This is a genomic window from Gordonia insulae (assembly GCF_003855095.1).
Taxonomy (GTDB): domain Bacteria; phylum Actinomycetota; class Actinomycetes; order Mycobacteriales; family Mycobacteriaceae; genus Gordonia; species Gordonia insulae.
Map to the genome: position 1 here is coordinate 2,939,577 of NZ_CP033972.1, position 26,999 is coordinate 2,966,575.

At 67.0% G+C, this 26,999-nt stretch carries 25 protein-coding genes; 8 read left to right on the forward strand and 17 right to left on the reverse strand.

Features of this window, described 5'->3' with window-relative positions:
• Positions 1-195: 195 nt before the first annotated feature.
• The 3 genes from D7316_RS13435 to D7316_RS13445 form a co-directional block, all read right to left on the reverse strand.
• Positions 196-1,080, reverse strand: coding sequence for a 3-hydroxybutyryl-CoA dehydrogenase (locus tag D7316_RS13435; RefSeq protein ID WP_124708689.1), 885 nt, complete (start codon positions 1,078-1,080; stop codon positions 196-198).
• Positions 1,081-1,248: 168 nt separating this feature from the next.
• Complete coding sequence (gene aceA, locus D7316_RS13440) at positions 1,249-2,544, reverse strand: isocitrate lyase (RefSeq protein ID WP_124708690.1); 1,296 nt, start codon at positions 2,542-2,544, stop codon at positions 1,249-1,251.
• Between the two features lie 395 nt (positions 2,545-2,939).
• The gene (locus D7316_RS13445) at positions 2,940-3,713 is read right to left on the reverse strand and encodes a hypothetical protein (protein ID WP_232016898.1); all 774 of its coding nucleotides are present in this window, start codon (positions 3,711-3,713) and stop codon (positions 2,940-2,942) included.
• A gap of 51 nt (positions 3,714-3,764) precedes the next feature.
• On the opposite strand from D7316_RS13445, the gene ramB reads away from it, so the two are divergent.
• The 3 genes from ramB (at position 3,765) to D7316_RS13460 (ending at position 8,372) form a co-directional block, all read left to right on the forward strand.
• Complete coding sequence (ramB, locus tag D7316_RS13450; protein ID WP_124708691.1) at positions 3,765-5,183, forward strand: acetate metabolism transcriptional regulator RamB; 1,419 nt, start codon at positions 3,765-3,767, stop codon at positions 5,181-5,183.
• A 203-nt stretch (positions 5,184-5,386) separates the two neighbouring features.
• On the forward strand, positions 5,387-6,784 hold the full coding sequence (locus D7316_RS13455; protein ID WP_232016899.1) for a lipase family protein: 1,398 nt from the start codon (positions 5,387-5,389) through the stop codon (positions 6,782-6,784).
• A gap of 181 nt (positions 6,785-6,965) precedes the next feature.
• Positions 6,966-8,372, forward strand: coding sequence for a lipase family protein (locus D7316_RS13460; RefSeq protein ID WP_124708692.1), 1,407 nt, complete (start codon positions 6,966-6,968; stop codon positions 8,370-8,372).
• A 4-nt stretch (positions 8,373-8,376) separates the two neighbouring features.
• On the opposite strand, the gene D7316_RS13465 is transcribed toward D7316_RS13460, so the two are convergent.
• The gene (locus tag D7316_RS13465) at positions 8,377-8,844 is read right to left on the reverse strand and encodes a MaoC family dehydratase (RefSeq protein WP_124708693.1); all 468 of its coding nucleotides are present in this window, start codon (positions 8,842-8,844) and stop codon (positions 8,377-8,379) included.
• 54 nt (positions 8,845-8,898) lie between these two features.
• Between D7316_RS13465 and D7316_RS13470 the strand changes: the two genes are divergently transcribed.
• Together D7316_RS13470 and D7316_RS13475 are read left to right on the forward strand one after the other, a co-directional pair.
• Positions 8,899-9,435, forward strand: a complete 537-nt coding sequence (locus D7316_RS13470; protein ID WP_124708694.1) for a carboxymuconolactone decarboxylase family protein — start codon at positions 8,899-8,901, stop codon at positions 9,433-9,435.
• A gap of 38 nt (positions 9,436-9,473) precedes the next feature.
• Entirely contained in the window at positions 9,474-10,112 is a 639-nt protein-coding gene (locus tag D7316_RS13475; protein ID WP_124708695.1) for a class I SAM-dependent methyltransferase, read from the forward strand.
• 39 nt (positions 10,113-10,151) lie between these two features.
• Here D7316_RS13475 and D7316_RS13480 read toward each other — a convergent pair whose 3' ends face one another.
• The 4 genes from D7316_RS13480 to lpdA form a co-directional block, all read right to left on the reverse strand.
• Complete coding sequence (locus D7316_RS13480) at positions 10,152-11,036, reverse strand: DNA-3-methyladenine glycosylase family protein (protein WP_124708696.1); 885 nt, start codon at positions 11,034-11,036, stop codon at positions 10,152-10,154.
• A 33-nt stretch (positions 11,037-11,069) separates the two neighbouring features.
• Positions 11,070-12,104 (reverse strand): AraC family transcriptional regulator, encoded by a 1,035-nt coding sequence (locus tag D7316_RS13485; protein WP_124708697.1) that lies wholly within the window; start codon positions 12,102-12,104, stop codon positions 11,070-11,072.
• Entirely contained in the window at positions 12,101-13,246 is a 1,146-nt protein-coding gene (locus tag D7316_RS13490; protein ID WP_124708698.1) for a helix-turn-helix domain-containing protein, read from the reverse strand. The genes D7316_RS13485 and D7316_RS13490 overlap by 4 nt, the downstream gene beginning before the upstream one ends.
• A 332-nt stretch (positions 13,247-13,578) precedes the next feature.
• Positions 13,579-14,964, reverse strand: coding sequence for a dihydrolipoyl dehydrogenase (gene lpdA / locus D7316_RS13495; RefSeq protein ID WP_124708699.1), 1,386 nt, complete (start codon positions 14,962-14,964; stop codon positions 13,579-13,581).
• Positions 14,965-15,095: 131 nt separating this feature from the next.
• Here lpdA and D7316_RS13500 point away from each other — a divergent pair, with 131 nt between their 5' ends.
• Together D7316_RS13500 and D7316_RS13505 are read left to right on the forward strand one after the other, a co-directional pair.
• Positions 15,096-15,740, forward strand: a complete 645-nt coding sequence (locus tag D7316_RS13500) for a TetR family transcriptional regulator (protein WP_124708700.1) — start codon at positions 15,096-15,098, stop codon at positions 15,738-15,740.
• Positions 15,737-16,969: an oxidoreductase gene (locus D7316_RS13505; RefSeq protein WP_124708701.1), complete on the forward strand. Its 1,233-nt coding sequence runs from the start codon at positions 15,737-15,739 to the stop codon at positions 16,967-16,969. Before D7316_RS13500 ends, D7316_RS13505 begins: the two co-directional genes overlap by 4 nt.
• A 15-nt stretch (positions 16,970-16,984) precedes the next feature.
• Here D7316_RS13505 and D7316_RS13510 read toward each other — a convergent pair whose 3' ends face one another.
• Together D7316_RS13510 and D7316_RS13515 are read right to left on the reverse strand one after the other, a co-directional pair.
• Complete coding sequence (locus D7316_RS13510) at positions 16,985-18,625, reverse strand: serine hydrolase (RefSeq protein WP_124711326.1); 1,641 nt, start codon at positions 18,623-18,625, stop codon at positions 16,985-16,987.
• Positions 18,626-18,769: 144 nt separating this feature from the next.
• On the reverse strand, positions 18,770-19,411 hold the full coding sequence (locus D7316_RS13515; RefSeq protein WP_124708702.1) for a maleylpyruvate isomerase family mycothiol-dependent enzyme: 642 nt from the start codon (positions 19,409-19,411) through the stop codon (positions 18,770-18,772).
• Between the two features lie 121 nt (positions 19,412-19,532).
• Here D7316_RS13515 and D7316_RS13520 point away from each other — a divergent pair, with 121 nt between their 5' ends.
• Positions 19,533-21,656 carry a prolyl oligopeptidase family serine peptidase gene (locus D7316_RS13520; RefSeq protein WP_124708703.1) on the forward strand — a complete coding sequence of 708 codons (2,124 nt, stop codon included), beginning with the start codon at positions 19,533-19,535 and terminating at the stop codon, positions 21,654-21,656.
• Here the strand turns inward: D7316_RS13520 and D7316_RS13525 are convergent.
• The 7 genes from D7316_RS13525 to D7316_RS13555 all read right to left on the reverse strand — a co-directional run bounded on the left by D7316_RS13525 (position 21,604) and on the right by D7316_RS13555 (position 26,888).
• Positions 21,604-22,317, reverse strand: coding sequence for a rhomboid-like protein (locus D7316_RS13525; protein WP_232016900.1), 714 nt, complete (start codon positions 22,315-22,317; stop codon positions 21,604-21,606). The genes D7316_RS13520 and D7316_RS13525 overlap by 53 nt on opposite strands.
• 45 nt (positions 22,318-22,362) lie before the next feature.
• Positions 22,363-23,097, reverse strand: a complete 735-nt coding sequence (locus D7316_RS13530) for an AAA family ATPase (RefSeq protein WP_124708704.1) — start codon at positions 23,095-23,097, stop codon at positions 22,363-22,365.
• 19 nt (positions 23,098-23,116) lie between these two features.
• Positions 23,117-23,929, reverse strand: coding sequence for a hypothetical protein (locus D7316_RS13535; RefSeq protein ID WP_124708705.1), 813 nt, complete (start codon positions 23,927-23,929; stop codon positions 23,117-23,119).
• Between the two features lie 42 nt (positions 23,930-23,971).
• The gene (gene ppk2, locus D7316_RS13540) at positions 23,972-24,934 is read right to left on the reverse strand and encodes a polyphosphate kinase 2 (protein WP_124708706.1); all 963 of its coding nucleotides are present in this window, start codon (positions 24,932-24,934) and stop codon (positions 23,972-23,974) included.
• A 111-nt stretch (positions 24,935-25,045) separates the two neighbouring features.
• A complete protein-coding gene (locus tag D7316_RS13545) occupies positions 25,046-25,564 on the reverse strand; it encodes a DUF6764 family protein (protein WP_124708707.1) in 519 nt (172 codons plus the stop codon).
• Positions 25,565-25,718: 154 nt separating this feature from the next.
• Positions 25,719-26,159: an SRPBCC family protein gene (locus D7316_RS13550; RefSeq protein ID WP_124708708.1), complete on the reverse strand. Its 441-nt coding sequence runs from the start codon at positions 26,157-26,159 to the stop codon at positions 25,719-25,721.
• A 51-nt stretch (positions 26,160-26,210) separates the two neighbouring features.
• The gene (locus D7316_RS13555; RefSeq protein ID WP_124708709.1) at positions 26,211-26,888 is read right to left on the reverse strand and encodes a DUF4166 domain-containing protein; all 678 of its coding nucleotides are present in this window, start codon (positions 26,886-26,888) and stop codon (positions 26,211-26,213) included.
• Between the last annotated feature and the right edge of the window lie 111 nt (positions 26,889-26,999).

The window sequence follows — 26,999 nt, forward strand, 5'->3', positions numbered from 1 at the left end:
ACTATCAAGTGATCACCCCTCAGATCACCGACACTGCCATGGATGTCGACCGGCGCATCGGTCTTTCCCTCGTTCCACAATCCAGTATCCACGATCTGCTAGCAAATGCAAGCATTCTGCTAACAGGCGTGGTAGATGTCACTTTCTCTTGATCTGTTGTCTACACAATCGACAAATCCGCCGGTCGTCGCGGGGCTATCCACTCGAACCGATCTCGGCGTACCGGTAGAACCCGTGGCCGGACTTCTTGCCGAGCCGGCCCGCCTCGACCATGCGCAACAGCAGCGGCGGCGGCGAGTAGAGCTGCTCCTTGAACTCGTCGTACATCTTGTCGGCGATGGCCTTCACCATGTCGAGGCCGACGAGGTCGGTGAGCTTGAGTGGCCCCATCGGATGTGCACACCCCAGCACCATGGCCTTGTCGATGTCCTCGACGGTGGCAAAACCACTCTCCACCATGCGAATCGCCGAGAGGAGGTAGGGGACGAGCAACGCGTTGACGACGAATCCGGAGCGGTCCGAGGACCGGACGACCTGCTTGCCGAGGATGTCGTGCGCAAAGGCCTCGGCCCGCTCGGTGACCTCCGGCGTGGTCGTCAGCGTGGTGACCAGCTCGACCAGCGGGAGCACGGGCACGGGATTGAAGAAGTGCATGCCGATCACGCGGTGCGCGTTCTGAGTCGCCATGCCCAGCTTCATGATCGGAATGGACGAGGTGTTGGAGGCGAGCACCGCGTCCGGGTCGGTGACGACCTTGTCGAGTGCCGTGAAGATCTCCGTCTTGACCGCCTCGTCTTCAACGACCGCCTCACAGACGAGCTGCCGGTCGGCGAAGTCACCGAGGTCCGAGGTGAAGCGGAGTCGCCACGATGCCTGCTCGCGTTCCCGCTCGGTCAGTTTGCCGCTCGACACACCACGGTCGAGCGAGCGCAGGATGCGTGCGCGACCGGCCGCGGCGAGTTCACGGGTGGACTCGTAGACCAGGACGTCGGCGTGTGCGCGGGCACAGACCTCGGCGATGCCGGCACCCATCTGGCCCGCGCCGATGACGCCGACCCGGGATACTTTCTGGCTGGCCATGACAAGCTCCTTGAATTGCATTACCTGACATCAGATTTGGCGAGATGCGGGCACCCTGTTCGGGTATGGGCTGAACCGGCCGAGACACCAATCAGGCGGCCCGCAATGTAGCCGCGGGCCGCCTGATTGGTTCGCCAAGTATTCCGGAGAGGCGGACGAGTGCCGTTCCTAGTGGAACTGCCCCTCTTCGGTCGAGCCCTTCAGCGCGGTGGTGGAGCTGGTCGGATCGACAGTGGTCGCGATGTTGTCGAAGTAGCCGGCGCCGACCTCACGCTGGTGCTTCACGGCGGTGAAGCCGCGCTCGTCGGCTGCCTTGAACTCACGGTTCTGCAGGTCGACGAAGGCGGTCATCTGCTCGCGGGCGTAACCGTAGGCAAGGTCGAACATGCCGTAGTTGAGCGAGTGGAAGCCGGCCAGGGTGATGAACTGGAAGGTGAAGCCCATGGCGCCGAGCTCGTTCTGGAACTTGGCGATGGTGCTGTCGTCGAGGTGCTTGCTCCAGTTGAAGGACGGGCTGCAGTTGTAGGACAGCAGCTGATCCGGGAACTCCGCCTTGACCGACTCGGCGAACTTGCGAGCCAGCTCGAGATCGGGGGTACCGGTCTCCATCCAGATCATGTCGGCGTACGGGGCGTACGACTTCGCGCGAGCGATGCAGGGCTCGATGCCGTTCTTCACGTGGTAGTAGCCCTCGGCGGTGCGCTCACCGGTCACGAACGGCTTGTCACGATCGTCCACATCGGAGGTGATGAGGGTCGCGGCCTCGGCGTCGGTACGGGCGATGACGACGGTCGGGACACCCGCGACGTCGGCGGCCAGGCGAGCCGAGCTCAGGGTGCGGATGTGCTGCTGGGTCGGGATCAGCACCTTGCCACCGAGGTGGCCGCACTTCTTCTCCGACGCGAGCTGATCCTCCCAGTGGGTACCGGCGGCACCCGCGGCGATCATGGCCTTCTGCAGCTCGTAGACGTTGAGCGCGCCACCGAAGCCGGCCTCACCGTCGGCGACGATCGGCACGACCCAGTTGTCGACCGAGGTGTCACCCTCGACGCGGGAGATCTCGTCGGCGCGCAGCAGCGCGTTGTTGATGCGACGCACGACCGACGGCACCGAGTTCGCGGGGTACAGCGACTGGTCGGGGTAGGTGTGACCCGACAGGTTCGCATCGCCGGCGACCTGCCAGCCCGACAGGTAGACGGCCTTCAGGCCGGCGCGCACCTGCTGGACGGCCTGGTTACCGGTCAGCGCGCCGAGCGCGTTGATGTAGCTGCCGTCACCGGCGTTGACGCCCTCCCAGAGGATCTCCGCGCCGCGGCGGGCGAGGGTCTGCTCCTCGACGACCGAACCCTGGAGTTCGGCGACCGACTCGGCGCTGTAATCGCGCGTGATGCCCTTCCAACGCGGGTTGGTATCCCAGTCCTGCTGGATTTCCGCGGCGGTACGTGGCTTTCCGACGTTGCTCATTGACTACTTCGCTTTCGTTGTCCTGCTTCGACCCGGTGGCGCCCGGGCCGGTGTGCTGACAGACGGTGCCGAGTGGTTCGTGAATCTGATCGTGAATTGTGCGAACAAATCCGCGCTCTCCGGCGGCGTCTGCGACAAGGATGCCACAGAACAAACCTGCAGGTCCAATCCCTTTCTGGTGCAAAACCGGGCCATACTTCGGCGAAGTTTTGCAAAGTTTGCGAAGCTGTCGTTGTGAAGCCCAGGCGCCCGAGAGCCAAAAAGTACGCGCGTACTGCGTTTTTCTCCGATCGGACGGGTGGGCCGTCCGGCCGCATCGACGCACCGGTCGGGACACGAACAGGCCTGCGGCCGGGCTCCGGTGTGACCGCTCTCACGTCGAGCAGGCGGTCGATTCAGCTCGCGGCGGCACTCACCGCGTCGTCGAAGAGGTCACCGAACGCCGCATCGCTCATCGGCGCAGGCGGTACCGCGGGGGGCATGGCAGCGGGAGGCGTATCGCCGGCAACGGTGAGCTGGACGGTGAGCGAGCCGCCGCCGGGACGGCCGACGATCGCGTATCCGGCAAAACCCTCCTGCGTCATCGCGGCGCCGTCGGGCAACGTGGTGGTGACCGACGACCGCAGCACCAGCGATTGCTCGAGAGCCGACGATCGGTCACCCAGGTCCGGATCGGGTAACTCGGTGTATCGGGTGACGATGCGGGTCCCGCGAAGGTTGCCCGTGCCGATCAGTGTGGTGGTGGTCGCGCACCGACCGGTGGTGACGCGTATGTCGGACTCGATGTCGCGGCGCACGGTCGTGACGAGTTCGACCAGTGATGCCGACTCGCTGCGGGCCGCGAGGACGGCCGAATCCGACTTGTCGAGCTCCGGGTTGAGGGCGGCGTCCGCGGTCGGCCGGCACTCCGGCGGGGTCACCTCGGCGGACGTGGCCGATTCGATCGGGCCGCGGTTGCCCGCGACGAGATCGGTGACCGACAGTTGGGTGGGCGCGAACCCGCCGGGCAGGTCATCGGGGGTCAGCAGGAGATCTGCCGGGGCGGCGGCGGCGAGCGGGACGTCGGGGGCCGATGATGATCCGCAGCCCGCGACAGCCGCACAGGTCACCACGGCGACGGTCATCCCGATGACGGGGTACCCCCACCCGCGCAACGCCTGGACACGCACGCGGTCACCGTACCCTGGACGCGCGGGCGCATCGTGCGGCAGGTGGTTCCCATGACCAAGACCTACGTCGGTTCCCGGCTGCGTCAGCTGCGGTCGGAACGAGGCCTGTCGCAGGTCGCCCTGGCCCAGTCGCTGTCCATCTCGCCCTCCTATCTGAACCAGATCGAGCACGACGCGCGACCGCTGACCGTACCCGTGCTGTCGAAGATCACCGAGGTCTTCGGCATCGACGAGGAGTTCTTCGACTCGCAGGACAGTGTCCGACTGGTCGCCGAGTTGCGTGAGGTCCTCCTCGACGACGACGTGGAGGCGGCGCCCGCGGCGGTCGACGCGCACGAGATCAGCTCGGTCGTCGCCGCCCACCCGGAGATCGCCCAGGCGATGGTCAACCTGCACCAGCGCTACCGGATCGTCACCGACCAACTCGCGGCGGCCACCGACGAACGCGGGGACCGCAGCATGCGGGGTTCCATCACCGCACCGCACGAGGAGGTGCGCGACTACTTCTATCAGCGCCGCAACTACATCCACGAACTCGACATGGCGGCCGAGGGGATGACGGTCCGGATGCGCATGCACTCCGCCGACATCCGGCGCGAGATCGGCAACCGGTTGGAGAACAAGCACGGTGTGAGCATCGTGCGCCGGGTCGACCTCGGCGACTACACGCTGCACCGGTTCGATCCGGTCACCCGCCGGCTGGAGTTCTCCGCTGCACTGTCCGCGGGGCAGCGCACCATGAAGCTCGCCGCCGAGCTCGGCTACCTCGAGTACGGCGATCTGCTCGAGAAACTGGTCGAGGACGGCAACTTCACCAGTGACGAGGCACGCTCACTCGCACAGCTCGGCCTGGCCAACTACTTCGCCGCCGCGGTCGTGTTGCCCTACAGCCAATTCCATGGCGCAGCTGAGGATTTCCGATACGACATCGAACGGCTGTCGGCGTTCTACGCCGTCTCCTACGAGACGATCTGCCACCGCCTCTCCACGCTGCAGCGCCCGAACCTCCGCGGCATCCCGTGGTCGTTCGTGCGTGTCGATCGGGCGGGAAACATGTCGAAACGGCAGTCCGCCACCGGCTTCCACTTCTCGTCGAGCGGCGGCACGTGCCCGCTGTGGAACGTCTACGAGACATTCGCCTCGCCCGGCAAGATCCTCACCCAGATCGCCGAGATGCCGGATGGCCGCGACTACTTCTGGGTGGCGCGCACGGTCGAACGTCGTGCCGCCCGCTACGGGCAGCCGGGCAAGACCTTCGCGATCGGCCTCGGCTGCGAACTGCGACATGCGGGCCGGGTCATCTACTCCGACGGACTCGAGATCGGCCCACAGGCACAGATCACGCCGATCGGCGCGGGTTGTCGCGTCTGCGAGCGGCAGAACTGCGCGCAACGGGCGTTCCCCGCGCTCGGCGCCACCTTGCAGATCGACGAACACCGCAGCACGGTGTCCCCGTATATGACCAGCTGACGGAGTATGACCAGCTGACCGCCGGCGACGGTCGGGCGAGGCCACCCATCATCAGGTGACCGCCGGGTGTGATCGGCGTCACAATCACATAACGCTTCCCGAGTCGGTCGTGTGTCCAAGACGAACGTCCCTTCGGCCGTCGTACGCTGCGGCCAGTGAGGAGGTCGACGGGGATTCCCCTCACACCCGAGAGGGAGTACGCGATGATGCGGACACGCTCTTACACTGTCGCCCTGCGTTTCCGGGGTGGTGCACTCGCCTTGGGCGTGGCCGCACTCCTGGTCGCCGCGCCGCCGGGGCCTGCCACCGGCGAACCACCCAACATGATGCCGGTCCCACCTCAGGTGCCGCACGCGATCAACGGCGCCGTTCCACCGCCTCCGTTCCCACGCCTCTCCCGAATCCCGTTGCGCGCACAGGCAAAAGGGTTCGGGCACCGAGTACTGGAGTTGCGGGAGGCCATACTGCCGTCTGCGACCGGCGATCCGATGTTCGACCGTTGGCCGGCCGATCTGTCATCGATGCAACCAGGTCAGGTGATCGCCACACGAGATGTGACCGGGACGGCTGCTCCGGTGGTGACCGCACCCATCGCACGCGCCCGACTCGTGAAGTTCCGCAGCACGGACGCGACGGGCGCACCGTCATTCGGCACGGCGACCGTCCTGGTCCCACGTACGCCGCATCGCGGCGGACCGCGGCCGATACTGGTCAACAATCTCCCCATCGATTCACTCGGCACCGCGTGCAACCCTGGATACACACTCGCCCATGGCTTCTCGATTGCGACCAATGTGACCGATCTGCTGCCTCCGACCACCCAACTCGCATTGGCCCGCGGCTATGGCGTGATCATCCCCGATCACCAGGGCCCGCGGATGGCCTACGCCGAGCCGGTGGTCGCCGGTCACGTGGTCCTCGACGCGATTCGCGCAACCCTCGCCCTGGACCCGAAGGCGTTCGGGCGGTCCAGGATCGCGATGACGGGGTACTCCGGTGGCGCGATCGCCACCAACGGTGCGACCAAGCTCCTCGGGAGCTACGCACCGGAGCTCGCCCAGCGCGTGGTCGGCGCCGCCCTCGGCGGGGTACCGGCCGATTTCCGGCTGCTCGTCGGCAGCATGAACGCCAACCTCGCGACCGGCATCTTCCATGCGGCGACGTTCGGCATCGCCCGGGAGCGGACCGAGATCCTGCCGTTGGCGAACGATTTCGCCCAATGGTTGGCCACCTCACCACTCAAGAACGTGTGCACCATCCCGGCCGCGATCGCCGGCCAGACGTTCTGGCCGATGCAGCTGCTGTCCAGCGATCCGGACCCGTTCCATTCCCCGGTCGCCGAACGCATCTATCGCGTCACCCGCATGTCGGACCGCAAATCGGTTGTCCCCCTGTATATCTACCAGGGCACGCACGAGTGGTGGATTCCCGCGGCGGGCGCCCGGGCCCTGTACCGCGAGCAGTGTCGTCTGGGCGCGCGGGCCGCCTACCGCGAGGTGTTCGGCGAGCATGTGTCGGCCGCGGTCATCGGCTACCCGGCGGCCATCGACTGGCTCGACCGACGTCTGCGCGGCGTACCGGCGCCCGACGAGTGCCGTTAGGGGCCGGCGCCGACGATTCATCCGGTCGGACCAATCGGTGCGATCTGCCCAGCCGACCCCACGATCGACAGTCACCCCGACTTAGAATCCTTTAAGGTCTGTCAGAGATAGCGAAACACGGTGTTGTCCGATGCACACCGGCTCGGTGAGGTTCCACCGTTCGCGTTGTGAAGGGTGGGCGATGTCCGCGCGGTGGTCGAGTTCTGTGAGAATCCTGTTCCGATCGGTGCTGGTCACCACGACTGCGGTCGCGGCCCTGGTCGCGGGCGGCGGCAGCGCACTCGCCGACCCGGTCAATCTGATGCCCTTTCCGGACCAATTCCCGAACCGCATCGACTCGATGGTCCCCGCGCCGGATGTGCCCCGGCTGGCTTCGATCCCGGAACGCTCCGTGACCCCCGGCGCCTCCCACGATCTCCAGGAACTGCGCGAGGCCATCATGCCGTCGCCCACCGGCGACGCATTTTTCGACACCTGGCCGAACGACCTCGACCGGCACGCCCCCGGCGCGATCCTGCAATCCCGGGACGTCGCCCCTGTTGCGGCGCCGCTGCTCGAGGTGCACGTCGGCTATGCGCGTCAGATCAAGTTCGCCACCCGCGACGCGCAGAATCGCCCGCTGTTCGCCACGGCGACCCTGTTCGTGCCGCCGACACCGTGGACGGGCCGTGGTTCGCGACCGGTGATGGTGAACAATCCCCCGATCGTCGCGCTCGGCACCCGGTGCACCACCGGCTACACGTTGTCGCACGGCAAGAGCGGCGACACCAACGACACCGACCTCGATCCGCCGACGACGCAGAAGTCACTCGCCAAGGGCTACGCGGTGATCGTCCCCGACCACACGGGTGCACGGATGGCGTACGCCGAACCGTATGTCGCGGCGCACGTCATCCTCGACGCCATCAGGGCCGCCGAGACGTACGACCCCGATAACTTCGCACGTGGGCCGCTCGCGATGCTCGGCTACTCCGGGGGCGCCATCGCCACCAACGCCACCGCGAAACTGGCGAACTCCTATGCGCCCGAGGTCGCGAAACGCTTCGTCGGAGCGGCCATCGGCGGTGTCCCGGCCGACTACCGTGAGCTGGCCGCGGCGATGAACGCCAACCTCGCGACCGGCGTCTTCCACGCGGCGATTCTCGGGATCACCCGCGAACGACCCGAACTGCTGCCCATGGCCAACAATGTGGCGCGGTGGCTGGCGACCAACGACTTCTTCAAGAACCTCTGCACCGGAACGATGGGTTATATGGGGTTCTCGTTCGTGCCCACCCAGGCGCTCGCGACCGTGCCCGACCCGTTCCGGTCGCCCGTTGCCCAGGAGATCTTCGACGTCACCGCGATGAAGGACATGAAGGCGGCCATGCCGGTCTTCATCTACCACGGATCGCAGGAGTGGTGGATTCCGGCGGGTCAGGCCCGCTCACTCTTCGCCGAGCAGTGCCGGCTCGGCGCCAATGCCACCTACCGCGAGTACCCCGGTGAACATATGACGACCGTGTTCACCGCCTTCGACGACGCGATGGGCTGGCTGGATGCCCGTCTCGCCGGGCGGGCGCCGATCAGCCGGTGTCCTCGACGCTGAGCGCTCAGTAGACCAGCACGCGCACGTTCTCCGCGACGCACGCGGGCTTCTCGACGCCCTCGATCTCCACAGTGTTCTTCACGATCATGTTGACGCCCGATGACGTCTCCTCGACCGACGTGATGACGGCGTTCGCGCGGATGCGCGAGCCGACCTTCACCGGATTCGGGAACCGCACCTTGTTCATCCCGTAGTTGATGACGAGTTTGGGCCCCTCGACGCCGAAGATGCTGCCCGCCAAGACCGGAAGCAGCGACAGGGTGAGGAAGCCGTGCGCGATCGGAGCGCCGAACGGTCCGTCCTTGGCGCGCTCGGGGTCGACGTGGATCCACTGGTGATCGCCGGTGGCATCGGCAAAGGCGTTGACCCGCTCCTGGGTGATCTCCAACCACTCCCCGGAGCCCAGGTCGTCGCCGATCGCGGCCTTGAGTTCGTCGACACTGGTGAAGGTTCGTTGTGTGGTGCTCGTCATAGTCTCGGTAGTCTACCGTTGCAGCATGGGCACTCAACCGTCGCGCCGGGCCTCATGAGCACTCCTCGCGTCGCGCCCGGCGGCTTCCTCGAACTCGGTCCGATCAACTGGCTGTTCGCGCGCGGCGCCGCCCGCGCGATCGGCGTGCAGGATGCGCACATCTTCTCCACCCTCGGCCGGGCCAAGGGCCTGTTCCGCGCGTGGCTGCACTTCGGCGCACGGCTGATGCCCTTCGGGGCGCTGTCGCGCAAGGAATCCGAGATGATCATCATCCGCACGGCGCACCTGCGTGACTGCCAGTACGAACTCGACCATCACCGACGACTCGGCAGACGGGCCGGCATCACCGATGCGATCGCCGATCGGATCCTCGAGGGACCCGATGCGGGCTTCGGCGACCGCGAACGTTCACTGCTGCTCGCCACCGACGAATTGGTGACCACCAAGGACATCTCCGACGAGACCTGGGCGGCACTTCGACGCCACCTCGACGACGCCAAACTGATCGCGTTCGTCCTCCTCGTCGGACAGTACGACATGCTCGCCACGACCATCGGGACACTTCGGGTGCAGCGGGACACCCGGATCTGATGCGGTTCATCTGATCATCGCGGGGGAGGCGGACGGTTGTGGACTCGATAGCCCAGCAGTTGATGCGCAATCGGGTGTTCTCGCAAGTGTACGAACATCTCTGGCGCCCGGTCTTCACCCGGTTGTTCAGTCTGGGCGGCACCGACACCGCGGACTTCGACCGCGCGCTGACCGCCTACCTGTCGCGCCCCGGTGACCGGCTGGTGCTCGACGTCGCGTGCGGACCGGGCAATTACACGCGCCGGATCGCGACAGGCCTGACCGGCGACGGCCGCTGCATCGGCATCGACCACTCACCCGCCATGCTCGCCCGCGCGGCCGATGCCGCCGGCGACCGCGTCGCATATCTCCGGGCGGATGCGCATGCACTCCCCTTCCGTGACAATACTTTTGACACGGTCACCTGCCTGGCCGCGTTGTATCTGATCCCGAATCCGCTGCCCGTCGTCGACGAACTGCTCCGGGTGACCAGACCCGGCGGCGAGGTGGTGATCTTCACGTCGGTGCAGACCGACCTGACGTCGGTCCCCGGCATCCGTGAACTCGCCGGCGCCTCGGGCTACCGGATCTTCGATCGGCACGAGATCGTCGAGCGACTCAACGCGGCGGGTGCGGCGCACGTCGAGCAGACCATCACCGGGCAGGGGCAGTACGTCATCGGCGTCAAACCCGGCTGACCCCTTCGCACCCACCATCGTCCCGGCCGAGTCGGCCGTTCACCAGGACCGGTAGTCGCGGACGGTCATCCGCGGACCGTGCCGTTCCGGGCGCACACCGTGCCGTTCGACCATTCGGATGATCCGTTGACGTTGTCCCGCATACGGTTCGAGAAGTCGGAGCATGCCTGCATCGTCGACCGGCTCGCCGATCAGCGTCAGTCCCACCAGTTTCGGGATGTGATAGTCCCCCACGTTGACGACGTCGGGATCGCCCACCGACCGCGATCGGGTCTCGGCCTCGGTCCAGCGCCCGACGCCGCGGAGCATCCGCAGTCGGTCCGGGTGTCGCTCCACATCCATCGCCGTCGCGCCCCGGATGGTGCGCATCCGGACCGGCTCGATGCCGCTGCGATGCCATTCCCAGCTCGGGATCCGCGGCCACTCGTCGCGGGGTGGTGGGACGCGCATCGTGTCCGGCACCGGTCCGGGCGCCGGATGACCGAATCTGCGCACCAGGTATCGCCAGGCCCGAAAAGCCTCCGCCCCCACGACCTTCTGCTCGAGGATCGCCGGGACCAACGCCTCCCAGACCCGGTCGGTTCGACCGATGCGCAGGCCCTCGGAACGCCGCACCAGTTCACGGACGACGGGATCGCGCGGAGTGAGGGCGCCCGGATCGTCGCGGGCGCCCAGCAGGTCGGGCATCTGGTCGAGCAGCCAGGGGGCGCCGGGACCCCACGCACGGCCGCTGATCGTGGTCCCGTCGGATCGAATGGTCAGGGTGCCCGGCCCGTCCGGGGTGTACACCGCTCGCCAGACCGACCCGTCACGCCCGTAGGTGAATGCCGGGTCCCCGGCGCCCCGCCGTAGCATCCCGACCGTCGCGCGGATGTCGAGTGGCCACGGCGGCACCCAGTCGCGGGTGAGTTCGCCGGGGGCCATCCCTCGACGGTACCCAGAACCCGTATCGGGTGGTCAGCCCGCTTCTTCGTCGTCGGCCGATCGGACCGTGGCGCGGAACGCGCCGGGGGTCATGCCGAACTCCGCGCGAAACCGGTTGCGCAGGGTCGCCGCGGACGCGAAACCCGAGGCGTGCGCCACCGTGTCCAGACCGAGCGGCTCCTCGAGTTCCAGCAGTGTGCGGGCCTGCGCGAGGCGTCGCGAGGTGATCATGGTCGCCGGCGACTCCCCGGTGTCGGCGAAGTGGCGGTAGAGATGTCGGCGACTGATCTGCAGTGCCTCCGCGATGGCGTCGGCGGTGAAGTCGGGGTCGGCATAACGCTCGTCGATCAGATCGCGCGCGGCCTCGAGGACGAACAGGGCGTTGTTCTCCATCTGGTACGCGTCCTGCGTGTGATGCCCGATCGCCGCACGGATGAGACCCACGACCGCGAGTTCGTCGGCCGGGGTGATCGGGAGTCCACGGACCGCGGCATCGCACACGAAGCGCCGGATGAACGTGGCGGTGGCCCGCGCCAACAGCGAGTCCGCGGCGGTCGGCAGGAATGCCGCATCGGCCTCGGCGAGTTCGTGGCGGAGCACCTCGGCCGGCACGAGTAGCAGCGCCGTGTCGCAGACGCTGGGACACTCGTCGACGAAAGCACTCTCGATGCTCATCACGACCAGTTGCCCCTCGCCGTACTCGCGCTCGACGTCGCCCTGTCTGACCCGTAGACGTCCCTCGAGACGGTGCGTGCCGACCATGATGATCGGCGCGGGCTGGGCCCGGATGATCGCGTCGGTGCGCTCGGTCGTCCGCGGCGTGGACAGCTCGCAGTGGGCCGAGAGCACAGACAGCGGACGGTGATAGATGATGGCGTGGAACGCATCCGGATCGTCGACAGTCACCCGGGAGAACGCGGCCCCGTAGGCGGCGAGGCCGGTTCGGCCGCGGAGTTCCATGGGCGTCGCCGCCGACGGGCCGGGGTCGTCGTCGGCGCCGATCGAACTGCGCCACCGCGCGAGGGTGTCGTGGTCGATACCGTCGCGGGTATAGGACGCCCGCTTCACCGCCGCGATCCCGCGACGGCTTGTCGGGTGTCGGCCTGTAAGGACTCGGGGTGTCGAGCCTGCGCCATCGCCGCCTCGTCACGCCGGAATCGGTCCGGGGACACGCCGAATCTGGCGTGGAAGTGACGCCGGAGGGTGGCCGGGGAACTGAATCCTGCGGACTTCGCGATGTGCTCGATCATCGGTGGACGGTCGCTGCAGAGGAGTTGGCGCGCCCGCTGCGTGCGGTATTCGGCGATCATCGCGGCCGGCGACGTGCCCACCTCGGCCAGGCGACGGTAGAGATTGCGGCGACTCATGTGCAGGGCCTCGGCGATGTCGTCGGCCGAGAAGGACGGGTCGCGGAAGTGGCGTTCGATCAACGTGAGAGCGGCCTCGCGAACGATCACGCCGTTGTCGGCGGGGCGGTGCGTCGCCCTGGTGGGTCGGCCGGCGAGGCCGCGGACCAGATCGACGACAGCGAGTTCGGTCTCGACGTCGACGTCGGCCCCGCGAACCGCCGCATGCACCGCCAACGTGACGATGAACGCGCCCGCGGCCCGTGCTAGGGGCGAGGACTGCACCGGGTCGATGACGGGGCGGCCCTGTCCGTACTCGCTGCCGAGCAACTCCGCCGGAACCCAGATGCCGACGGGATCGGCGACGGTGTGCGTGATCTGCCGGTACGGGACTGTGCTGTCGAGAACGAGCAGATCCGCCGGGTGCCGATAGCTGTGGTCGTGGCCGTCGAGGCCGATGATCCCGTCGCCCGGTGTGATCTGGGTGCAGATCAGGGCGAACGGCGCGGAGTCCGTGCGCGCGTGAGCGGCCGTGCGCTCGGTGGTGCAGGGCGTGCGCAGCGCCGCGAACACGCCGATCACGGAGAGTTGACGCCAATAGGACAACTCGGCGAACTCACCGGAGAACCCGTCCGGATCTCGGGCGCCCGAACCCGGGGGCTCGGAGATGTGCATGGTCGGCGCGTGTTCGGCGATGCCTGCCGTACCCACCCGATCGATACGACGCGCGAGATGATCACCGTGGGGGTCGGCGACGCCCATTCGGTCGTACCAGCGCCGGACCACCTCGTCGGGTAGTCCGGCATGAGCGCTCGCCCGTTCGGTCGCCCCCGCGATCGCTGCGGATGCACCGGCCGTCTTCATGATCTGAAACTAACCGAGCACACCGTCGGATGCGATGGATCTGGACACGGTGTCACGGAAACATGCTCTGACGCAACCGGTCCCGCCGGCGGTGCGTGGCCTCCTTGGGATACGAATATCGTTGTCGGACAGGTATTCTCACGGTCACGACCGGGTGTTCACAGTATCGGCGAGTGGTCCACGCGCGGTCCGCCCCGGATTCTCGATGGCACTTATTCGTCCCGATGTGGCACGAAAACGCACCGCGGCGCCTGCACCAGGATCACCGCTGGGGTACCGATGACTGGATTATCCACTCATCGGTACCCCAGCGGTGACGGTCATGCCGGGCTCTACAGGTTGATCATGTGCCCGATCGCGCCGTGGAACGTCTCCTGGAGTGCTTCCGACAGCGTCGGGTGGGTGTGCACGTTGCGGGCCAGTTCCTTGGCGGTGAGGTCCCACTTGTGGGCCAAGGTCATCTCCGGGAGCATCTCGGAGACGTTGTCGCCGACGAGGTGTCCGCCGAGCAGTTCGTCGGTGTCCGCGTTGGTCAGGAGCTTGGCGAACCCGGCGGTCTCGCCGAGGCCCTGGGCCTTGCCGTTGGCGCTGAAGGGGAACGTCGTCGCCTTCACGTTGTAGCCCTCGTCCTTGGCCTGCGCCTCGGTCAGCCCGAACGACGCGACCTGCGGCTGGCAGAAGGTGGCGCGCGGCATGAACCGGTAGTCACCCAGCGTCATCGTCTCGGCGCCGGCCATGACCTCGGCCGCCACCACACCCTGCGCCTCCGCGACGTGCGCGAGCATCAGCTTCGCGGTGACGTCGCCGATGGCGTAGATGTTGTCGACGTTGGTCCGCATGAAGTCGTCGATGGCGATCGCGCCGCGGTCGGTCAGCTCGACGCCGGTGTTCTCGAGGCCGAAGCCCTCCACGCGCGGGGCGAAGCCGACAGACATGAGCACCTTGTCGACGGTGATCTCGCCGTCGTTGTCCTTGGCGTCTTTGTAGCTGACGGTGACGCTGTCCCCGTTGTCCTTGACGGTCTGCACCTTGGTGGAGGTGAGGACCTTGACTCCGAGTTTCTTGTATTCCTTCGCGATGGCCTTGGACGCGTCGGCGTCCTCGTTGGGCAGCACGCGGTCGAGGAACTCGACGATGGTGACGTCGACGCCGTAGTTGGCGAGGACGTAACCGAACTCCATGCCGATGGCGCCGGCACCGACGATCACGATCGACTTCGGCAGCTCACGGGTGAGGATCTGGGTCTCGTAGGTGACGACGTTCTCCGACAGCTCGACGCCGGGCAGCAGCTTGACGGTGGAGCCGGTGTTGATGATGACGTTGTCGAAGGTGATCTCGCGATCCCCCACGACGATGGTCTTCGCGTCCTTGAACTTCCCGTACCCGTCGATCTCGGTGATCTTGTTCTTCTTCATCAGGAAGTGGACGCCCTTGACGATCCCGTCCGAGACCTTGCGGCTGCGGTCGAACGCCGCACCGAAGTCGAACGAGACATCTCCGGACATACCGAAGGTCTTCGCCTGGTGGTTGAAGATGTGCGCCAGCTCGGCGTTCCGCAGAAGCGCCTTGGATGGGATACATCCGACGTTGAGACAGACACCGCCCCAATACTTCTCTTCGATGACGGCGGTTTTCATGCCCAGCTGGGCGGACCGGATCGCGGCCACGTACCCACCAGGACCGGCACCCAATACAACTGTTTGAAAGTGTTCAGCCACGCCTGCCAGCCTACGTCGACCCAAGTCGTGGCCGCAGGGTGTCCCCGTACCGAGGAGTAACTTTTTTCGCCGGGCCCCCGACTTTCAATCAATGATTGAAACGATGTTTGAAGTGTGTTCTGATCAACCACATGCCCTCGTCACCGTCGACCCGCGCGACATCGACCCGCGCGGCGCTGCTGGCCGCGGCCGAGTCGTTGTTCCTCGCCGACGGCTTCGACCAGGTGTCGGTACGCGCGATCTGCGCCGCGGCGAACGCCAATCCGGCGGCGGTGCACTATCACTTCGGATCCAAGGACCGACTCGCCGTCGAGCTCATCGAGGACCGCCTCGGCCCGCTCTGGGCGGATCCGCTCGACCGGTTCGATCCCGACGCCTTCGACATCCGTGCCCGACCCGATGCCCGCGAACCCCGCCTCGACGGTGTCGCCGAACTCGTCGGACTGGTGCTCGCACCCTTCGTCGACATCCAGGAGGACCCGGTCGGGCGCCTTCACCTGCGACTGCTGTCGAGGTTCGTCCTGTCGCATCCACAGGCGACCTGGACCCGACCGTGGTTTCAGCTCGACAGGTGGTCACGGGTGTTGAGCCGCCTCGTGGACGACCTGCCCGAAGCCGACGCCCGCCGCCGCTGGGGACTGGCATTCCAACTGATCCTGACGCAGTTCGGCAACGAGCCGCCACTGTCGGGGGCCGCGGTCACCGCGCTCGCCGACTTCGTCGTCGCCGGCCTCTGCGCTCCAATCCGACCGGCTGCACCCCAGGAGAACCGATGACCGCCCCCGACCCGTTCACCCCGGCCCGGCTGGGGCCGCTCACCCTGCGCAACCGGCTGATCAAGTGCGCGACCTTCGAGGGTGCGACGCCGGACGCCCTGGTCACCGACGACCTGATCGAGTTCCACCGCGAGGTCGCGGCGGGCGGTGTCGCGATGAGTACGGTCGCCTACTGCGCGGTGGCCCCCGAGGGTCGCACCGACCGGCATCAGATCTGGCTACGCGACGAGGCGATGCCCGGCCTGCGGCGACTCACCGATGCCATCCACTCCGAAGGCGCCCTGGCCGCCGCGCAGCTCGGACACGCAGGTCCGGTGGCGAACTCGGTGTCCAACCGAAAGAAGGCGCTCGGGCCGTCGCACATCCCGGCACCGATGGGCATGTCGGTCACCCGAAAGCTCGACGCCGACGGGATCACGGCGATGCTGGCGACCTTTCGTCGAGCTGCTCGGATCGCGGTCGATTCGGGGTTCGACGGCCTGGAGATCCACTGCGGCCACAACTATCTGATCAGTTGCTTCCTCTCGCCGATGCTCAACCGCCGGCACGACGGCTACGGCGGGTCGCTGGTCAACCGGGCCCGGTTCGCGCGCGAGGTCGTCGAGGCGGTGCGCGACGAGGTGGGCGACAAGGTCGCCGTCTGGGCGAAGCTGAACATGTTCGACGGCGTGGGAACGCCAGGCCCGGGGCACGGCGGGCAACTCACCGGGTTCAACATCGACGAGGCCTGCGCGGTCGCGCAGCTTCTCGAATCCGACGGGCACCTCGACGCGATCGAACCGACGGCCGGCAGCTCGCTCCTCAATCCGATGTACCTGTTCCACGGCGAGGCACCCCGCGACGAGTTCGCCGACGCATTCCACGGGGCGATGCGGATGGGCCTCAAGGCCATCGGACCGATGTTCCTGAAGCACTACCCCTACCACGACGCCTACCTGCTGCCGTTGGCCCGGCAACTGCGCGCGGCGGTACGGATGCCGCTGATCCTGTTGGGCGGCATCACCGATCGCACCTCGATGGAACTTGCGCTGTCGGAGGGTTTCGATTTCGTGGCGATGGGCCGGGCCCTGTTGCGCGAACCCGATCTCCCGCTGCGTATCCAGGCCGACCCGTCCGCGACATCACGGTGCGTCCACTGCAACCTCTGCATGCCGACCATCTACAGCCACACCCGCTGTCCGATCCGGGCCGGAGAAGTGCCGGACCCGCTGGCCGCCGCCCATACCTGAGCCCGATCCGGTTCCTCACGGTCCTTGGCGGACGAACTCCCCGTTGGACGTCTCGTCGTCGTAGTACTCGATCGTCATCCGGGAGCTCGCCGGACCCGATCCGCTCGCCGCACTGCCCACACCGGTGTTGTCGAAGGTGACCTTGGAGATCGACCCGAGTTCGGCGTTCTCGTTGCGCAGCGTGAACGTGTACGTGTTGCCGTCCCAATGGGTGAGTTCGCGGGTGGTCTTGCCGCCCGGGCCCATCGCGAGGACGAGCTTGCCGTTGTCGTCGCGCACCACGGCCGGTCCGTACAGATCGTTCTGGTAGGTTCCGGTGTACGCCGAAAGCGGCTGTGCCGGGGTCGAATTCGCTGGCGGCTGCTGCCCGACGAGACTGCCGGACGGCTTCGCCATCGCGGCGTAGGCGTCGCCGTACAGGGTGCGCCACTCATGGCGGACGTCGCCGAACTGGACGATGTCCGCGAACTCGCCGGTCAGGGCGTCGACGGCCCCGATGGGGGCGGCGTTGGACAGTGCGACGATCGCGACGTCGGCCGACGGCATGACCAGGAAGTTGGTCCCCGCGCCCATCGAGAACGCACCCGCGTGGCTGTACTGCGTACGGGCGCCCTCGGTGACCGACACGTTGAACCCGTATCCGTAGAAGCCGGCCCGCGCATCCGGCGAACCGGACGGCGACGAGATCATCTCCGGGGTCACCGCGGGCAACAGCGCATCCGCACCGACGATCTGCTTGCCGTTGTAGGTGCCGTCCGCGAGCAGCATCGCCAGCCAGTGGGTGAGGTCGTTCACCGACGACGACACGCCACCTGCAGGCGCCTGCGGGTCGGGGTCACGCTGCGCCGGCGTCTTCACCCAGTTGCCGTCGACCTTGACGTGGCCCACCACCCGATCGGGTTCGGCGGTGAAGTCGCTGAACCGGGAGCTCGTGTGCGTCATGCCGAGCGGCCCGTAGAGAGTGTTCTCCGACAACGTCTCCCAGTCCGAGCCCGCTTTGCGGGCAGCGGATTCCGCCGCCGCGGTGACACCGTAGTTGGTGTAGTTGTAGGTGATCCGGAACGGGTCGAGGGGCAGGTAGCGGAGTCGGTTCAGGATCTGCTGACGGTCGTAGCCCAGATCCTCGAGCTTGTCCCCCGCGTGATCGGGCAACCCGGACCGATGCGCGTACATGTCCCCGATGGTGACGTTCTCGGTGACATAGAGATCGGAGAGCGCGAACCCCGGGAGGTTCGCGGCGACCGGGGTGTCCCACTCGACCACCTTGTCGGTGACCAGCTTGGCCAGCACCGTGGAGCCGATCGGCTTGGACATCGACGCCAGCGGGAACACCGTGTCCGGGTCCACCTTTCGGTCGGTGCCGATCTCGGCGACACCGAAGCCTTTGGCATACACCGTCTTACCGCCGTGTACGACCGCCACCGCCATCCCCGGGATCTTGGTGGAGTCCATCAGCGATTCGACGAGGCCGTCGAGTTTGCCGACCGCGGCGTTCACCGCGTCGGGCGGAAGGTCCTGGGCCACGGCAGCGTCCGGGTTCTGGGGTTCGGCCTGCGCCGTCGGAGATGCTGACGAGGACGCCGGCCCGGAGTCGGACGACGAGGAGGTACACCCGACCGCCAGCAGTCCGACAGCGGCGACGGAGACGACGGTCATGGCGGAGCGCGACGACACGCGCGACGATCGGAGCAGCATTGTGCCCACCCTGCTTCCCTGGGCGTGCCGACCTGCGGCACGACGTCATCCGACCTCAGACGAGATTATCGTCACGCCGGGCCCGAGGCGCGGCAATCGGACGTCTCAGATGTTCTGACCCGCACGCAACAACGACGCACCCGGACCGTCGACGGCCGTTGCGGAGACCGGGCGGCCGGACACCGCCAGGAGCAGGTCGATCGCCCGCCCGCTGACCGCCACACCGGATCCGAGGGTGACGTCGGTGTCGGAGGCGACCAGTCGTAGCCCGTCGACCCGTTCCCGTCCGCCACCCATACGCACCGAGGTCGACGCCTGATAGGCCAGCGCCCGTGCCACCGCGGCCGGCGGATGGTCCGCCCGGATTCGCAGCGGCCGTCGGATGTCCTCCCCGTGGACGAACGCCTCCACCAGGCGAGTCGCCGGAGCCGCCGGCGGTGTGCTGGTGAGATCGATGACCGCCCGCAGTGCCGCCAGCGTGTCCGTCGGGTCGGCCCGCCGGCATCGCCGGATACCGGACTCGTTGTCCTTGTCGAAATCGAATCGCGCAGCGATCATCCGCCGCACGAACCCGAGGCGCGACGTCGTCGCCGAGTCGATGAGATGTGCCACGACGTCGTGCACATCCCACCCCGGGCACAGCGATGGCGTCGTCCATGCATCGACCGGCACCCGCTCCAGATCGTCGACCAGCCGGGCTCGCTCGGCATGCACGACGGGCCACACATTCGCTTTCTCGCTGCGCATCCCTGCTCTTTCTGCTCGATGACGGCTGGACGAACCCGGCCTCGGAGTCAGACCCCGATCGAGCCGGAATCTCATCGCGGCCGGAGAGGCATCGGCTCCGACGTCGCGCTACGTTGGCGGGATGGAAGCTTCATCGGCCACCGATCAGACGCCCACCGACGATCCCTTCATCTGGCTGGAGGACGTCACCGGCGAGACGGCACTCGACTGGGTCCGTGCACACAATCAGCCCACCGTCGATGAACTGACCTCCGGCGATCGCTTCGCCACCCTGGAGGCCGAGGCTCTCGAGGTCCTCGACACCGACGACCGCATCCCGTACGTCGTCCGCCGAGGCGACTATCTGTACAACTTCTGGCGCGACGCCGCACATCCGAAAGGACTGTGGCGGCGGACCACGCTCGAGTCATACCGGACGGCCACACCCGATTGGGACGTGCTGATCGACGTGGACGCCCTCGCGTCCGCCGAGGACGAGAACTGGGTCTGGGCGGGGGCGACCGTGTTGCGCCCGGAGTACCGACACGCGCTCGTCTCGTTGTCCCGCGGCGGAGCGGACGCCAGCGTGGTGCGGGAGTTCGATCTCGCAACCCGCGACTGGGTCACCGACGGATTCGTCCTGCCCGAGAACAAGTCCAGCGTCGGGTGGATCGATCGCGACACCGTCTACGTGGGTACCGATTTCGGTGAGCAACCGGATGGGCTGGGCTCCCTCACCTCCTCCGGGTATCCCCGGATCGTCAAGCGCTGGACGCGCGGGACCCCGCTCGACACCGCGCCGACCGTGTTCGCCGGCGAGGTCGAGGACGTCTCGGTCAGCGTGGTGTACGACAAGACGCCCGGATACGAACGCCACTTCGTCAGCCGCGCAACCGATTTCTTCAACAGTCTGCGGTACGAGATCCGCGGCGACGAGCACATCCTGGTCGATGTGCCGACCGATGCCCATTCCGGCGTCCGGCACGACTGGCTGTTCGTGATGCCGAGGTCGGAATGGACCGTCGGTGACACCACGCATGCCCCCGGTGCCCTCCTCGTCTTCGACTACGCGGACTACCTCGCCGGCGGTCGCGATGCGACCGTGCTGTTCGCGCCTGACGCCCACACGAGCCTGAGCGACTACGCGTTCACGCGCTCGCATCTGATCCTCGTCACCCTGCACGATGTGCAGACCGAGGTGTCGGTGCGCGACCTCGGCACCTGGGCGCCCACCGTTTTCCCCGTCGCTTCGCTCGCCCCGGACACATCCCCCGTCGCTTCGCTCGCCCCGGACACATCCCCCGGCCAGATGCCCGGACTCCCCGCACTGGCCACCATCTCGGTGTTGGACACCGACGCCGACGAGAGCGACGAGGTCTTCTGGTCGGCGAGTTCGTTCACCACCCCGCCGAGCCTGCTCCATGGTGACTCCGGGGTGGGCGCGGAGGTGATCAAGCAGTCGCCGGAGTTCTTCGACGGCGACGACGTGGTCGCCGAGCAGTTCTTCGCCACCTCCGACGACGGCACGCAGGTCCCCTATTTCGTGATCCGTCGCCGGGACGTCGAGCAGGGGCCGACGCTGCTCTACGGGTACGGCGGATTCGAGAACTCCCTCGCCCCGGGGTACATCGCGATCAGCGGCCGGGCGTGGATCGCCCGCGGCGGCATCTACGTGATCGCCAACATCCGCGGCGGTGGCGAGTACGGCCCGTCGTGGCACACGCAGGCGCAGAAGGCGGGACGTCACAAGGTCTACGAGGACTTCGCCGGTGTCGCAAAGGCATTGATCGACGGCGGGTTGACCACAGCGCCCCAGCTGGGTGCGCAGGGCGGCTCCAACGGCGGCCTGCTGATGGGCGTGATGCTGACCCGCTATCCGGAGTTGTTCGGCGCGCTGGTCTGCCAGGTGCCGCTGATCGACATGCGGCGCTACCACCTGCTGCTGGCCGGTGCGTCGTGGATGGCCGAATACGGCGACCCCGACGACCCGGAGCAGTGGGCGTTCATGGAGCCGTACTCGCCCTATCAGAACGTGCGCGCCGACGCGGACTACCCGGCGCTGCTGGTGACCACCTCGACCCGTGACGACCGCGTGCACCCCGGGCACGCACGCAAGCTCGTCGCCCGGCTCGAGGAACTCGGCCACGACGTCTCGTACTACGAGAACATCGAGGGCGGCCACGGCGGTGCGGCCGACAACAAGCAGGCGGCGTTCAAGTCTGCGCTGGCCTACGAGTTCCTGTGGCGGACGTTGGCCGGCGGGTGAGCCGGCGGACGGTGTCCCACGGGTTCCACGGCCTGCCGGGCCGGCCGCGGGTGATCGGATACCAGGCGAGCCCGATCAACAGCGACGAGAAATGGCCGATCCCGGTGAACGTGAGGTCGCTGACCAGCGGCAGCCCGTAGACGACGAGGATGCCGGCGAGATAGATCCACCGCCACGGGAAGGCGATCCGATAGGTCAGCACCCCGACGATCGCGGCGAGGAAGTAACTCACCCCGACATCGGTGACGTTGACCATCGACGAGCTCGCCATGCCGTCCCGGATGGCGAGTCCCAGGGCACCCTCGCTCAGGTACGACGCGATCACGTGGGCGCTGAGGCCGACGATCAGCCAGCGCAGCGACCCGAGCCAGCGTTCGGCCGGCACGTGGAACACACAGAACAGCACCAGGTACGGCAACCAATAGCTGCCGTCGATCCAGAACAGGCTGGTCACCAACACGTCGAGCGGGTCGTTGCTCAGATGGTGCAGATTCGTCGACCGCTCACCGAGCATGACGTCGAGCTCGTGCGGAGTCGCCGATCGCTGGATGATCGTGGTGATCAGCAGCACGATCAGCCAGACGAACGTGATCGGCGCACTGCGCAGGAACCGCCAGGTCGCGGCGGCCGCGCGACGGGGCATGAGTCGACCCGGGATCATCGTCGGACTCCTCTCCCGCGAGCGATCACCTCATCGTAGAGATCGTCACAGGTGCCGGAGGTAGGAGCGAGGGTCGTCGAGGAACCGACGCCAGTGGCGCACCAGCGACAGGTCGTCCCAGGCGGTGTCGGTCGGTCCGTCGTCGGTCATCTCGATGATCTGCGCTCCCGGCGCCGCGGTGAGGACCGGCGAATGGGTCGCACAGATGATCTGCGAGCCACCGTCGGCGAGCTCGGTGAGGATGAGCAGCAGACGCAACGTCGAGGTGAACGAGAACGCGGACTCCGGCTCGTCGAGGATGTAGACGCCGGGCCGACCGACCATGCTCTCCAAGATGTGCATGAATCCTTCGCCGTGGCTCTGCTCCTCGACGTCGGTGTCCCAGTAGCCGCGCACTCCGGCGAACCGGGCGTTCATCTCCACGACTGTCTCGGCGCGGAAGAAGAACCCCTGGCGATCCTCCCGCGGCGCCCGCAGCATGCTCTCGCCGTCCCAGGTCAGATCGAGCGAGAGGTTCTCCCCGAGCGAGCTCTTCGGCAGCAGGCGGTTCGAGCCGGTGATCGACGCCCGACCGCCGCGCGGATCCAGACCGAACCGTTCGCCGATCGCCTCGACAAGGGTCGACTTGCCCGAACCGTTCTCACCGACCACGAACGTGATGGGGGCGCGGAACTCGATGGGTGCGCCGGCGAGCACGGCCGAGAGCGCAGGCACGTCGGCCAGCCAGGACTCCGGCTCGGGCGCCGATCCCGGTCGGACGCGTGCACGTTCGATGAACATCGTTGCCCGATCCGAGGTGCTAACGACGGGCGAGCACGCGGGCGCCGAACCCGACGATCACCACGCCGACGCCCACCGCGCCGACGATGAGCGCGAGATGGTGCAGGTCACCGACGGCACCGTCGATGATCAGCTCGGCGACCTCGCGTCCCGCGTTCTCGGCCCCTTCGACCTCCTGTTTGGCGCGCTCCGCGAAGAAGAGACCGACCGCCCACGCGAACACTGCAGACGCGACGACACCGATGCCCAGCCAGGCCAGCACGGTGCCGCGACGTCGGGCGATGAGCAGCGCGAGGATTCCTGCGGCCACCGCGATCACCAGTGATCCATAAGCGAGCGCGGTGATCTGTTGCCCGACTTCGTGATAGCGGCCGGCCTCCAGCCCGGAGCCCCCTCGATTCAGTGGGACCACGATCGGTCCGGACACCCGCGCCGAGATGCCTGTCGTCGCGATCACCCGGTTCACCATGTCGGTGATGTCGAGTTCCATCACCGTGTTGTCGCCTCCCGGCGGCGGCGGATCGAACAGCCACGCATGCTGCTGGGACACGACGTCGACGAAGTCCGCCTCGAACTGATCGGTCCCCGTGTAGGCGCGGACTGCCGGTTCGATGACCGCCGAGGCACCCGGGATGGTCACCTGCTGCTCGGCGGCCGAGGAGATCTCGCCGGCCAGGTAGTCCTTGACCCGCTGGTCCTGTGCCATCGGGGTGACCGTCGCGACGAACCCCTCGGGGTCCACCAGCCGCTCCTTCACCCAGAGCGACGGAAAGGCCACCACGATCGCGGCCATGGCCACCAGGGTCAGGATCGCGCTCAGAAATGTCCGCACAGCAACGAGGCTACCGAGCCGAACCGAGGGGGTGCCGGGCGACTACTCCCCGACCAGATCCCGTGCGCGTCCGACGATCAACGGGTCAGGGGTACCGACGAATTCGGGATTCTTGCCCTCGTAGTCGAAGAGGCTCAGCACGTGCCGCATCGCGTTGACGCGGGCCCGCTTCTTGTCGTTGCTCTTCACCACGGTCCACGGTGCGTGGTCGGTGTCGGTCGCATCGAACATGGTCTCCTTGGCCTCGGTGTACGAGTCCCACTTGTCCAACGAGGCCAGGTCCATTGGCGACAGTTTCCACTGTCGCACCGGATCGATCTGACGGATCGCGAAACGGGTCCGCTGCTCGAGCGGGGTCACCGAGAACCAGAACTTCACCAGGTTGATGCCGTCGTCGACGAGCATCTTCTCGAACGCCGGCACCTGCGACATGAACTGCGCGTACTGGTCCGGCGTGCAGAATCCCATGACCCGCTCGACGCCGGCCCGGTTGTACCAGGAGCGGTCGAAGAAGACCATCTCGCCGCCCGCGGGCAGATGCTGCACGTATCGCTGAAAGTACCACTCGGTGGACTCGCGCTCGCTTGGCTTCTCCAGCGCGACGACGCGGGAGCCGCGCGGATTCAGGTGCTCGTTGAAGCGTTTGATCGTGCCGCCCTTGCCTGCTGCATCACGTCCTTCGAACACCAGCAGGTGCCGCTGGCCGGTCTGCTTCGACCATTTCTGCAACTTCAGCAACTCGATCTGCAGTCGCCGCTTGGTCACCTCGTACTCACGGCGACTCATCCGCTCCTCGTACGGATAGTCCTGGCGCCACGTGTCGACCACATTGCGTTCGGGCAGCGTCAGCAGCACCGGATCATCGTCATCGTCGTCGTTGACCGCGAACTGTGTCGTGTTGTGCAGGTCGACGAGTTGTTGCAGCGCCTCGCGGCCGTTGAGAACACTGAAGTCCGGTCCGATCTCGGCCGATCCGTACAGCTCGGCGTCATGTAGCTCAGTCACCGCTCAACGATATGCGCAGCGGTGGAACAACGCGTTGCGAAAAGGTGAACCGACACCAGGGTCGGGACCTTCGACCCTCGGTGGCGATTCCGTGGCGTCAGCCGTCCTGTATCAGTTGTGCAGGTCGATCGATCCCGAGCGCAGGCACGCCTTGCCGGTCGTGCTGTCGTAGGCGGTCGCGAAGCCGCCCTGGCAGACGGCGCCGGCCGGCCCCGACACGGCCTGCCCGCCCCAGCCGCCGACCGAGATCGTGGTGCCGCCGTTGCGCGCCTGCGCCACGGCGAGCGCACCCGGCCCGGTGGTCACCGAGTACGAGGTACCACGCGTGGTGGCCCCGGCGAGCGCGGTGGAGCCCGGTTGCATGTTGCGCGCGTTGGCATTTCCGCCCTTGTCGGCGACGGCGATCGCGGTGCCCGCACCGCTGGACTCGTCGGCATGCGCCTGACTGCCCGCTCCGGCCTTGGCCCCACAACCGCCGCTCCCGACGATGCGCTCGATCTGATGTCCGTTGGCGGCGTTGCAGGACGTCGCGGCGCCCGCTGTGCCGCCGCCGAGCCCGATCAGCCAGGCCAACGAGGTCCCACCGATCACCAACGCAGCGGTTCGAGTCCCAAAGTTGTTGATACGCATAGGGTTTGACCTCCTCGGTCGCCACGGGGGAACAGGCCGGGATGCAGAGCGCACCGGCACTGTGGGTCAGCGTACCCACCGGGCGCCGACACCCGGACCCCGGGTTGGGCGAACCATGTCCCATCCGGCGCCGCGGCGTTCGGGGTGCGGCCGGTCAGTCGGCGGCGCGGCGCTCGACCTCTGCGGTGAGCCCCTTGCGCGCCGTGTCGACGGCCATCTTCTGTGCGCGCTTGACGATCAGACCCGGCAGCTTGATCTTCAGCTCGACGTCGAGGGTGAACTCGATGTGCGTGCCGTCGCCCTTGGGCGTGATCGTGTACACCCCATGCTGTTCGCTGAGTTGATTCGCCTCCACGAGATCCCACGTGCAGGAGTTGTCGGTCCAGGTGTAGGACAACGTCTGCTCGTCGGAGATACCCGCCGCGGTGACGACCACACGCACCTGGTCTGGTGTGCCGTCGTCGTTCGTGGAGAGGATCTGCGCCTCTTTGTGCGGACCGGACCAATCGGGGAGGGATTCGATGTCCAGCAGCACCTCCATCACGACCGAGGGTGGCGCGGCGACATCGAAATCAATTTTCGCGGAGACAGCCATGGCTGAGAACCTACCGTGCCGCGCATATGGCGATGCACGGAACCACGGCGTTCAATCCTCGCGGTCGACCAGAGTGAGCGGCCACGCCTCGTCGGGGATGTCGCGCAGCGTGCACGCCTGATCGACGGCGGTGAACCAGCCGCGAAAGTGCAGCAGTTCGCCGATCACCGGATTGCGAACGGTGGCGTCGCACCGGAACCGCTGTCGCGCCTCGTCCCAGCCCTCGATGTACTTGAGCTGAGCGGAGAACATGCCCTTCATGCCGACCTTCGGACCGCGCCCCAGCCAGCGCATCGGCCCGCTCTCCAACAGGAGTTCGCCGGCCTTGGTCACCGATGGCTCGATCGGGTACAGGAGTTCGGGACCGTCGCCGAAGTAGTCGACGAGACCACCGCGGCCGGAGACGAGCAGCGAGTTCAGATTGCGGGGACCGGTGGTGTACTCGAAGGCGCGCAGCACGGCCAGACATTCGCGGCCGAGTTCATCGACATAGCAGTAGTGACCCTGCGTGAAAGGGACCATCCGGCTCGACTTGGCCGGTAGGGCGTTGCGTTTGGCGTAGTGCCACCAGAACGGCGGCGGGAGGGCCGACGTGATGTAGACCGACTCGTAGATCCCGGTGGCCACCTGGGCCACCCCGGACGTGGAGTCGATGCTGTACCGCCACGCCACGTTGGGATGGAGGCGATCGAAATCCGAGCCCAGGATCTGCCGGTACACCGGCGTCATGACTTCCCCTCCGCCCCTCACCCGGGCGCCGGCACACCCGATGGCCGACGCACATGTGTGCTTGGGAGAAGAACCTAGCCCATGGTGACGCGCGCTACATCAAGAGGTCCC

Coding starts and splice junctions, on each gene's coding strand:
- D7316_RS13465 (WP_124708693.1), bottom strand. CDS start 8,844: ATGACGAGCACCACACAACGAACCTTCACCAGTGTCGACGAACTCAAG.
- D7316_RS13455 (WP_232016899.1), top strand. CDS start 5,387: ATGATGCGGACACGCTCTTACACTGTCGCCCTGCGTTTCCGGGGTGGT.
- D7316_RS13435 (WP_124708689.1), bottom strand. CDS start 1,080: ATGGCCAGCCAGAAAGTATCCCGGGTCGGCGTCATCGGCGCGGGCCAG.
- D7316_RS13510 (WP_124711326.1), bottom strand. CDS start 18,625: ATGACCGTCGTCTCCGTCGCCGCTGTCGGACTGCTGGCGGTCGGGTGT.
- D7316_RS13545 (WP_124708707.1), bottom strand. CDS start 25,564: ATGCGTATCAACAACTTTGGGACTCGAACCGCTGCGTTGGTGATCGGT.
- D7316_RS13530 (WP_124708704.1), bottom strand. CDS start 23,097: ATGTTCATCGAACGTGCACGCGTCCGACCGGGATCGGCGCCCGAGCCG.
- D7316_RS13550 (WP_124708708.1), bottom strand. CDS start 26,159: ATGGCTGTCTCCGCGAAAATTGATTTCGATGTCGCCGCGCCACCCTCG.
- D7316_RS13520 (WP_124708703.1), top strand. CDS start 19,533: ATGGAAGCTTCATCGGCCACCGATCAGACGCCCACCGACGATCCCTTC.
- D7316_RS13555 (WP_124708709.1), bottom strand. CDS start 26,888: ATGACGCCGGTGTACCGGCAGATCCTGGGCTCGGATTTCGATCGCCTC.
- D7316_RS13505 (WP_124708701.1), top strand. CDS start 15,737: ATGACCGCCCCCGACCCGTTCACCCCGGCCCGGCTGGGGCCGCTCACC.
- D7316_RS13515 (WP_124708702.1), bottom strand. CDS start 19,411: ATGCGCAGCGAGAAAGCGAATGTGTGGCCCGTCGTGCATGCCGAGCGA.
- ramB (WP_124708691.1), top strand. CDS start 3,765: ATGACCAAGACCTACGTCGGTTCCCGGCTGCGTCAGCTGCGGTCGGAA.
- D7316_RS13460 (WP_124708692.1), top strand. CDS start 6,966: ATGTCCGCGCGGTGGTCGAGTTCTGTGAGAATCCTGTTCCGATCGGTG.
- D7316_RS13470 (WP_124708694.1), top strand. CDS start 8,899: ATGAGCACTCCTCGCGTCGCGCCCGGCGGCTTCCTCGAACTCGGTCCG.
- D7316_RS13525 (WP_232016900.1), bottom strand. CDS start 22,317: ATGATCCCGGGTCGACTCATGCCCCGTCGCGCGGCCGCCGCGACCTGG.
- aceA (WP_124708690.1), bottom strand. CDS start 2,544: ATGAGCAACGTCGGAAAGCCACGTACCGCCGCGGAAATCCAGCAGGAC.
- D7316_RS13500 (WP_124708700.1), top strand. CDS start 15,096: ATGCCCTCGTCACCGTCGACCCGCGCGACATCGACCCGCGCGGCGCTG.
- D7316_RS13480 (WP_124708696.1), bottom strand. CDS start 11,036: ATGGCCCCCGGCGAACTCACCCGCGACTGGGTGCCGCCGTGGCCACTC.
- D7316_RS13490 (WP_124708698.1), bottom strand. CDS start 13,246: ATGAAGACGGCCGGTGCATCCGCAGCGATCGCGGGGGCGACCGAACGG.